Origin of the sequence: Kitasatospora sp. NPDC049285, from assembly GCF_040678815.1 — a bacterium.
Lineage (GTDB): Bacteria > Actinomycetota > Actinomycetes > Streptomycetales > Streptomycetaceae > Kitasatospora.
Map to the genome: position 1 here is coordinate 216,069 of NZ_JBFAQR010000004.1, position 6,921 is coordinate 222,989.

Annotated in this window: 4 protein-coding genes and 1 pseudogene; all 5 read right to left on the reverse strand. The window is 70.8% G+C overall.

Going from position 1 to position 6,921, the window contains the following annotated elements; translation table 11 throughout:
- Window positions 1–84: 84 nt before the first annotated feature.
- Window positions 85–2,490, reverse strand: a complete 2,406-nt coding sequence (locus AB0K51_RS05170) for a ricin-type beta-trefoil lectin domain protein (RefSeq protein ID WP_363450688.1) — start codon at window positions 2,488–2,490, stop codon at window positions 85–87.
- A gap of 129 nt (window positions 2,491–2,619) precedes the next feature.
- The gene (locus AB0K51_RS05175) at window positions 2,620–4,143 is read right to left on the reverse strand and encodes an arabinofuranosidase catalytic domain-containing protein (RefSeq protein WP_363450690.1); all 1,524 of its coding nucleotides are present in this window, start codon (window positions 4,141–4,143) and stop codon (window positions 2,620–2,622) included.
- Between the two features lie 707 nt (window positions 4,144–4,850).
- Entirely contained in the window at window positions 4,851–5,531 is a 681-nt protein-coding gene (locus tag AB0K51_RS05180) for a hypothetical protein (protein WP_363450692.1), read from the reverse strand.
- 8 nt (window positions 5,532–5,539) lie between these two features.
- A complete protein-coding gene (locus AB0K51_RS05185) occupies window positions 5,540–6,634 on the reverse strand; it encodes an ROK family protein (RefSeq protein WP_363450694.1) in 1,095 nt (364 codons plus the stop codon).
- Between the two features lie 92 nt (window positions 6,635–6,726).
- Window positions 6,727–6,921 (reverse strand): annotated as a pseudogene (locus AB0K51_RS05190) (amino acid permease); the annotation flags it as partial.

Sequence of the window (6,921 nt, forward strand, 5' to 3'; positions counted from 1 at the left end):
CCCACCCCGCGGTGGGACCGGCCCCGACGCCGTCTGCCGTCGCCCGCGCCTGAGTTCAGCCGACGGCGCTCACCTGACGCATCGTCAGGAGAGGGTCCACTGCTGGTTGGACTGGCCGCTGCAGGCCCACAGTTGCACCAGTGCGCCGTTGCTGGTGGAGACGCCGGTCACGTCCAGGCAGAGTCCGGACTGGACTCCGGTGACGGTGCCGTTGGCGTTGAAGGTCCACTGCTGGTTGGTCTGCCCGTTGCAGGTCCAGATCGCGACCTTGGTGCCGTTGGTGGTGCCCTTGCCGTAGGCGTCCAGGCAGAGCTGGCCGGAGCCGCTGTAGACCGTCAACTCGCCGTTCGCGGTGCGGGTGAAGGTCTGGTTGGCCTGGCCGTTGCAGTCCCAGATCTCGGTCTGGGTGCCCAGGGTGGTCGACCCGTTCGGGATGTCCAGGCACTTGCCCGCGCCCACGGCGTGCAGCGCTCCGGTGGTGCTGCCGCTGCCGCCGCTCGTCACGCCCGCCTGGGCGATCACCTGCTGCGCCCCGGACGGCCAGTTGGTGCCGCTGACCTGGACGTTGCCGGTGAGGACGTTGTTGTGCGGGGCGCCGGTGGCGACCTGGGTGGCGCCGCCGTTGTACCAGTTGCCGGAGAAGGTGTTGTCGTTGGTGTTGTTGCTGCCGCTCGCGTTGGTGAAGGCCCACACGCCGGAGTCCTGGACCACGTTGCTGCTCAGGGTCTCGGAGCGGGAGCCCTCGTCGAGGTAGAGGCCGACGGTGTTCTTGTTGTCGTAGACGTAGTTGTGGTCGATGCTCGTGCCGGGGTTCGCGGACAGGCTGTAGATGCTGCCGCCGTCGTGGAACACCTTCTTGGTGCCGTGCACCTTGTTGTAGCTGACCACGGTGTTCTTCAGGGTCGTCGCCGTGGTGTAGACGGGCTGGTAGTTGTAGAGGCCGCGGTTGCGGTAGTCCTGGCTGCCGCCGATGTCGTTGGCGCCCCAGCCCCAGCCGACGTCGATGCCGTCGTAGGCGAGGTTCGAGACCTCGTTGTGGGTGATGACGGCGTGCGTGACGTAGGTCGAGAGGATCCCGGCCATGTCCTTGTAGTCCTTGGCGACGTCGCTGATCTGGTTGTCCTGGATGGTGATGTTCTGGTTCGTCATCGCCGCGTTGGACGGGTGGTGGGCGTCGGGCTGCACGCCGCCGACCACGATGCCCGCCCCGGAGTCGTCGGTGAAGGTGTTGCCCGAGACCGTGATGCCCGAGGCTCCCAGGCCGACGCCGGAGGCGTGGGCGTTGGCGTCGTTGCCGATGCCGAGACCCACCTGGCCCAGGTGGGCGAACGTGTTCCCGGAGAAGGTGACGGAGGAGGCCGCCGAGACCTGCACGGCCGCGGGCACCTGGCTCCAGCTGTTGCGCGCGGCCTCGAACAGCTGGCATCCCGACTGGCAGGAGGTCATGAAGTCCGCGGGCTGGGTGACGGCGCTCCCCAGGAACGCCCCGCTCTGCTGGTCCGCGTAACCGACGGAGGTGCTGGGCTGCAGCCAGGTGGTGTGCGCGAAGCCGATGCCCTGGAAGGTGAGGTCGTGCGCGGGGTTGGTGTAGCTGCCGCCGATCTGCAACAGGGAGGTCAGCCGCGGCAGTTCGATGTCGTGCGCGGTGGCGGACCAGCCCGCGGGGGCCTTGTAGTACAGCTGGCCCGCCTGCGGGTCCAGGAACCACTGCCCGGCGGTCTTCAGGAACGCGTAGGAGTTCTCCAACTGCAGCGACCCGCCGGCGAAGGGCTTGGCCAGGGTGTCGTAGCCCCAGTTGTTGTTGTTCCACGCCGGCTGCTGCATGGTCACGGTGGTCCCGCTGATGGACTGCACCGGGGCGAAGCGGTCGGTGAAGGAGTTCTGGCTCTCCAGCTCGATCCGGCTCTGCTGCGGCAGCGAAGCCAGGTAGTTCAGCGCCGGGTTGGTGATGGTCATCCCGCTCGCGGTGATGTTCACGTCGCTGCGCGAGATCGGGATCGCCGCCCGCGGCGCCAGCATCCCGTCGACGTACAGCTGCCGGGAGTCGGCTCCGGTCGGGACCGACGCCGCGTAGATGTTGTTCGCGGAGTCCTTCAGGGTCCAGCCGGTCACCTGCTGCCCGCCCGACAACACCGGACTCGCGCCGGGGGCGGCCTGCCAGATCACCCGGTGGCCGTTGCTGCCCGAGTCGGCGCTGCCGAGCGTGAGCGGCGCGGACAGCCGGTAGGTGCCGCCCGCGAGCTGCACCACGATGTCGCCGGACATGTTCCCGTTGACGGCCTCCACGGAGGTCTTCGCCTGGGTCAGGGAGCAGGGCGCCGCGGCGGAGCAGGCGGTACCGCTTCCGGTCGGCGACACGTACAGGGTGGTCGCCGTCGCCGCCTGCGAGACCGCGGCGGGCGCGATCACGGCGGCGGCGACCGTCAGGGCCGCGGCGACGGACCCTCTCGTGCGGCGAGACGCCGGAATCCTGCGTTGGGTGGGCTTCATGGGGTCGCTCTCTCCTCGCATGGGTGGTGTGGCGGGGCAGGGCGGGGCGGCTGGAGCGCCGCCCTCATGGAGCGTCCCCGGCCGGTGCCGGCCGGGGACGGGTTCGTGCGCGCGGGTGGGCGCCTCAGCTCAACTGCGGGCCCATTTCTGGTTGCTGGCACCGGTGCACTGCCACAACTGGATCAGGGTGCCGTTCGCGGTGCCGTAGGCGCTGACGTCCAGGCACAGGCCGGACTGGACGCCGGTGACGGTGCCGTCGGCGTTGAGGTTCCACTGCTGGTTGGTCTGGCCGTTGCAGTCCCAGATGATCGCCTTGGTGCCGTTCGCGGTGCCCTTGGCCTCGGCATCCAGGCACTTGCCGCCGAAGACCCGCAGTTCCTTCGCGGCGGTCGGCGTCCACTGCTGGTTCGTGCCGCCGTGGCAGTCCCACAACTGGGTCTGCGTGCCGTTGGTCTGACTGCTGTTCGGGACGTCCAGGCAGCGGTTGGCGCTGGTGCTGCGCAGCGGGGCGGCCGCGCCACCGCCGCTGGTCCCGTAGCCCGCGGCGTTGACGCTCGTCTGCACCGAGTTCTCGGTGGCGTCGGTCGGGAAGCCCGCGGTGATGGCGCCCTCGAAGAACTCGCCCTGGCCGGAGACGCTGTTGTCGCCGCCGGTCCCGAGCAGCAGGGAGCTGTCGGTCTTCATCGGCGAGTAGCCGCCCGGCAGCGCACCGGAGTAGGTGGTGGTGAGCCCGCCGCTCGCCGCGTTCCCGTACTTCAGGGTGAAGTTGCTGGTCCCGTTGTTCTTCTCCAGGGCGGTGACGAAGGGGTAGTGCACGCCCTGGTTGTTGGGGTCCTTGTTGGAGCCGGTGTTGGTGTGGAACATCCCGTTCTCCAGGTCGGCCTCGACCCAGGGGCCGGTGCCGGTGCAGCCGCCGAACCAGCAAGCGTTGCCCCAGTAGATGGCGTTCATGGTGGCGTTGCCGGTGTCGGTGTGGCTGTTCTCGCCGCTTCCGTAGTCGAAGCAGCACCATTGGTTGGTGAAGTCGGACGAGGTCACCATGTAGATGCCCTCGGGCTGGGAGCCGGTGGGAGCCCCGTTGGCGTGGTCGACGCGGTAGCCCACGCCCTGGGTGACCTTGACGCCGAAGACCTGGTGACCGCCCGCCATGACGGGCAGCGCCGCGGCGTCGGCGCCGATGTCGGCGCCGTTCGGTCCCGGGCCCTTCCAGTAGCCGCCCGACGAGATGGGCAGGTCGTTGTGGCGGCTGGTCTGGTCGTAGATCTTGGTGATGATGCACGACGTTCCGGCGCAGAACGACGTCTGCGCCGACGCGTCGGCGTACCCGCCGACGGAGAGCAGGCCGACGTCGCGGGTGGTGTGGTCGGACGCGCGCTGGACCTGGTAGAGCGGCCCGTTGTACGCCGCGAACAGCGCCCGGGTCGTCGCGTGGGCCGCGATGCAGGGTGCGCTCCCTGCCGCGTACAGGTCGCAGGGCAGCGCCGCTGCCGCTGCGGGGAGAGCAGCGGCAGCGCGCTCCGCGCCCGGGGCGGGACCGCTCGCGGCGGCCCGGCCACCGAGGACGGCCATCGCCATCGCGAGGACCAGGAACAGGACGGCGGCCGGCCTGAGCGGGCGTAAGCCGGTGGAAACGGAGGACGTGCGGTGGTGCATCGGAGCCTCCCTCGAGTAAGGACATGAGTGCGGAACAATTGGTACGACACTCTCGGCCCGATGGATAGGACTCATCTGCACGGCGACAACCGCTCGAATACCGCCGGGTGCAGCGCGGAAGGACGTACGGACTTCCCGGTCCCGGCAGGGTGGAGCGGGTCATTCAGCCAGTTCGGAGCCGCCCATCGGAGCACAAGACACTCTCGCGAGGAGAGTTGCGGCGTCTCATTCATTGTGAGCGCTCACAATGAATGGAGGCGGAAAGCGGTACGCACTGCCCGCTACCGGGGGGCCCGGCGGGGCGAAATGAGACTGACACATATGTCGGCTGCAACTCAAGAGGTATGCAACACAAGCCTTCGTCGATGACGGAGGCTCCGCGGATCGCGCTCCAGACGGACGGCGATCACGCGTCCGGGCCGGGGCCATCGGACCGGTTCATCCGTTCTTCTCCGGGTATGCGTCGAAACATCAACGCCCACGCCCTCGGACGGTGAGCACCGTGACCATCCCGATCCCCTCCGACCCCGACGTCCGCCCGCCGGACCCCCCGGACAGCCCGCCGCGCCCCACCGATCCGCCGATCAGCCCACCGGTCCCGCCACCCGCCCCGCCGGACCCCGGGCCACCGACGCCCGCACCGCCCGCGCCGGAGCCGCCGGCACCCGAGCCGGACCCCTCCCCGGGACCGGTCGGCGCCTGACGGCTCAGCCCTGCTGCGGGTAGCCGATCTCGGCGATGTCCGCGGCCAACTCCGCCGGCGTCACCTCGGAGTTCAGCGCGGCGACGAGGTCCGGACCCAGCGGCCGCAGGGCGTAGACCTCGCGCACCGCCGCCAGGTCCACGGGAACCTCGTAGTACTCCTCGGCGAACCGCTGGAACGCCTCCGGCGACGCGTCGACCAGCAGCGCGAACAGCCCCGACGCACCGTCAGGATCATCACCACCCGCCGGGAACTCGATCGTCCCGTGCCGCCACCGGTCGTCCCCCGTCTCCCGCCACAGGCAGGCCGTCACGACCGGCACACCGTCCTCGTCGGAGAACGCCGGCTCCTCGACGAAGGGCCGGAACACCTCCGGAACGTCATCGAGCACGCCCGGCCACGGCTCGCCGTCCTCGTCGCGGCCCCGCCCGTACGGGCTCATCGGCGACTCGTGGTCGAAGCCCCTGACGTACGCCCCGGCCGCCGAGAACACGATGGAGTACTCGTCCCCCGAGCCGTTGCGCATCGAAGCGACCTCCTCCCCCTCGCCCCACCCGGCGTCGAAGGAGTGGTACCGCCCCTCCCAGTCCGGGCTGAGGATCGCGTCGAGCATCGCCACCGCGCGACACAGATCGCGCAGGTCGGCAACGGCGGGAAGTCGGCGGGCCACGTCGTACACAGTCACCGGATCATTCAACCGGACGTCCCTGACACCCCCGCCGCCACCTGGTCGAGGGCCAGGGTGATGGCGCCGTGCAGGGAGGCGTCCGCGGTGAAGCGGGCGGGGAGGACGGTGGGTGGGAAGGGGACGGCGCGGGCGAGGTGGGCGGTGAGGGCGGGGAGCAGGGTGGTGCGGGCGGCCATCATGCCGCCGCCGATGACGAGGCGTTCGGGGTCGAGGAGGACGGCGATGTTGGCGATCGCGGTGGCCAGGACGCCGAGGACCTGGCGGGCGAGGCGGTCGGCGGCGGGGTCGGTGCGGGTGAACAGCTGCTCGGCGGTCAGGGCTTCGCCGAGTTCGGCGGCGGTGCGGGCGGCGATGGCGTTGCCGCCGACGAGGTCCTCCAGCGGGGCGCGGCCGTCGATGTACAGGCCGTCGCCGTGGCCGGGGTCGAGGTAGCCGATCTCCCCGGCGGCGTGGTGCGCCCCGGTCAGGACCCGGCCGCCGAGGGTGACGGCGGCGGCGATGCCGGTGCCCAGGCTGAGGTAGACGCCGGGCTCGGCGCCGCGCAGCGCGCCGCGTCGCAGTTCGACCAGGGCGCCGGCCCGGACGTCGTTGGCGATCGCGACGGCGGGTACGTCCAGTTCGCGGCGCAGCCGGTCGGCGAGGGCGAGGCGTTCCCAGCCGGGCAGGTTGGGGGTGAGCAGGATCCGGTCGCTCTGGATCACCCCGGGGCTGACGGCCGCGTACCCGGCGACCTCCGCGGAGTACACCGTCCGTGCGTGCTCGGCGAGTTCGCGGACCGCGTCGGCGGTCCGGGCGAGGATCTGGTCCGGTCCCTCGGCGGCGCGGGTGGCCAGCCGGATCCGCCGCAGCGGCGTGCCGGCGGCGTCGGCGAGCGCGATCTCGGTCTTGGTGCCACCGAAGTCGATGCCGATCACGGCGTGGTCGGTGTGGGAACGCGGACGGTTCTCCGCGGTCTCGTCCGTCCCTGCGGCGTCGGTGAGTTCGGCGGTTCCGGCCGGTACGGCGGTCGCGGCGCCGTTCGCCATCGCGGCGCCGTTGGCGGTCGCGGCGGAAGAAACGATCGCGGCGGTCGAAGCGATCGTGGCGGTCTCGGTGGTCAAGACAGGTTCCTCACGTGGTGACCGGCCGGCGGACAGCACGGCGGTGCGGCGCCGCGCCGTCCACCGACCGGTGGTTGGGGGGTGAGCCGGCCCTACGCGGCCGGCTCAGCGGGGACGGCATCGATGTCGGTGCCGTCCTGTTGGGCGGTCAGGTACTCCTCGCGGATCTCCTTCGGGCCGAACGGCCAGGCACCCTCGAGCCGCGACCAGACCAGGTACGCCCCCACCCCGAGCGCCACCCACACCAGCGACCACTCGATCGGATGCACCCCCGGATTCGCCTTGTC